Source organism: Taibaiella helva (assembly GCF_003545695.1).
In the GTDB taxonomy this organism is placed as follows: domain Bacteria; phylum Bacteroidota; class Bacteroidia; order Chitinophagales; family Chitinophagaceae; genus Taibaiella; species Taibaiella helva.
Genome location: NZ_QUZZ01000023.1, coordinates 1 through 2,500, shown reverse-complemented (window position 1 = coordinate 2,500; position 2,500 = coordinate 1). Strand labels below are relative to the sequence as shown.

2 rRNA genes (1 of these 2 cut by a window edge) are annotated in these 2,500 nt (G+C 48.6%); both read left to right on the top strand.

Annotated features, from left to right (window positions below):
* Positions 1-2,217, top strand: a 23S ribosomal RNA gene (locus DZC79_RS20860); it begins 662 nt to the left of the window's first position.
* A gap of 163 nt (positions 2,218-2,380) precedes the next feature.
* Positions 2,381-2,490 (top strand): 5S ribosomal RNA (gene rrf / locus DZC79_RS20855).
* Positions 2,491-2,500: the final 10 nt, after the last annotated feature.

Genomic DNA, 2,500 nt, shown 5'->3' with positions numbered 1-2,500 from the left:
TAATAGGGCGCTTAAGTTAGTGGGGGCAGACGCGAAACTTTGTGATCTATCCATGGGCAGGCTGAAGGTGTGGTAACACACACTGGAGGGCCGAACGGGTTAGCGTTGAAAAGCTATCCGATGACCTGTGGATAGGGGTGAAAGGCCAATCAAACTGAGAGATAGCTCGTTCTCTCCGAAATGTTTTTAGGAACAGCGTCGCATAATAGAAGTCAATTAGAGGTAGAGCTACTGATTGGACTAGGGGGCTTCACCGCCTACCAAATCCTGACAAACTCCGAATGCTAATTGATATCTGCGGCAGTGAGGCTGTGGGCGCTAAGGTCCATGGCCGAGAGGGGAACAACCCAGACTATCAGCTAAGGCCCCTAAATCTACGTTAAGTTGGATAAACGATGTTCAAATCCTAAGACAGCCAGGATGTTGGCTTGGAAGCAGCCATTCATTTAAAGAGTGCGTAACAGCTCACTGGTCGAGGGTTCGGGCGCGGAAAATGATCGGGCATCAAACGTAGTGCCGAAGCTATAGGATCGGCCGTAAGGTCGATCGGTAGGAGAGCATTCCATACCGCATCGAAGGTGTACCGCGAGGTATGCTGGAGCGTATGGAAAAGAAAATGTAGGAATGAGTAACGATAAACAAGGTGAAAAACCTTGTCGCCGAAAGACTAAGGGTTCCTGATCAACGTTAATCGGATCAGGGTTAGCCGGGACCTTAGGCATACCCGAAAGGGGAAGTCGATGGATAATGGGTTAATATTCCCATGCCTGTATTATATTCGATGGAGTAACGCAGAAGTGACAAGTCCGCGAACTGACGGAATAGTTCGTTAAAGGGCGTAGGTATAGAGCTGGTAGGCAAATCCGCCGGCTTTGCTGAAACCTGATAGTACCACAAAGCTTCGGTGGCGTGGATAGTGACTGTAATCAGACTGCCGAGAAAAACTTCTAAGGTTCGTATAATACAGCTCGTACCGTAAACCGACACAGGTAGTCGAGAAGAGTATTCTAAGGCGCTCGGGTGAGCCGTGGAGAAGGAACTAGGCAAATTATGGCTGTAACTTCGGGATAAAGCCAACCGCAGTGATGCGGTCTCAGTAAAATGGTGCAACCAACTGTTTAGCAAAAACACAGGGCCCTGCGAAATCGAAAGATGAAGTATAGAGCCTGATACCTGCCCGGTGCTGGAAGGTTAAGGAAGTTTGTCAGCAGCAATGTGAAGCTTACGACTGAAGCCCCAGTAAACGGCGGCCGTAACTATAACGGTCCTAAGGTAGCGAAATTCCTTGTCGGGTAAGTTCCGACCTGCACGAATGGTCTAATGAGTTGCACACTGTCTCCTCCACGAGCCCGGTGAAATTGTAGTATCGGTGAAGATGCCGGTTACCCGCCACGGGACGAAAAGACCCCGTGAACCTTCACTACAACTTTGCATTGATTTTGGGTAACAGATGTGTAGCATAGTTGGGAGACTATGAAGCATGCACGCCAGTGTGTGTGGAGTCACCGTTGAAATACCAACCTTCTGTTACTTAGAGTCTAATCCCCCCTGGGGAGACATTGCATGGTGGGTAGTTTGACTGGGGTGGTCGCCTCCCAAAGCGTAACGGAGGCTCGCAAAGGTTCCCTCAGCACGGTTGGTAATCGTGCGTAGAGCGTATTAGTATAAGGGAGCTTGACTGTGAGGCTGACTAGCCGAGCAGGTGCGAAAGCAGGCTAAAGTGATCCGGCGATTCTGAATGGAAGGGTCGTCGCTCAAAGGATAAAAGGTACTCCGGGGATAACAGGCTGATCTCCCCCAAGAGCTCATATCGACGGGGAGGTTTGGCACCTCGATGTCGGTTCGTCACATCCTGGGGCTGGAGAAGGTCCCAAGGGTTGGGCTGTTCGCCCATTAAAGTGGCACGTGAACTGGGTTCAGAACGTCGCAAGACAGTTTGGTCTCTATCTGTGGTGGGCGTTAGTAAATTGCGAGGACATGACCTTAGTACGAGAGGACCGGGTTGTATGTACCGCTGGTGTATCTGTTGTGCCGCCAGGTGCAGTGCAGAGTAGCTATGTACAGAAAGGATAAGCGCTGAAAGCATCTAAGCGCGAAACCTTCCTTAAGATGAGTTTACTTTTAAGTGCCGTCGAAGACTACGACGTTGATAGGCTACAGGTGTAAAGGTGGTAACATCAAAGCCGAGTAGTACTAATTGCACGTACGCTTTAACTTTATTATACCTTAAGGGTATAAACTTATAAGTTGTTATTAAAAGCTATCTGAGCTGACCCAATATGTCACCTTATTATGTTAGACATGAGATGTGAGCAATGAGTGATGAGACACAGTGTGTTCTCAATACTCGATACTCAATACTTAATACTAACCAAGAGCTTATGGTGGTATTGCCGAGGGTGTTCACCTCTTCCCATTCCGAACAGAGAAGTTAAGCCCCTCATGGCCGATGGTACTGGTTAAATCCGGGAGAGTAGGTAGCTGCCATATTTATTTACAA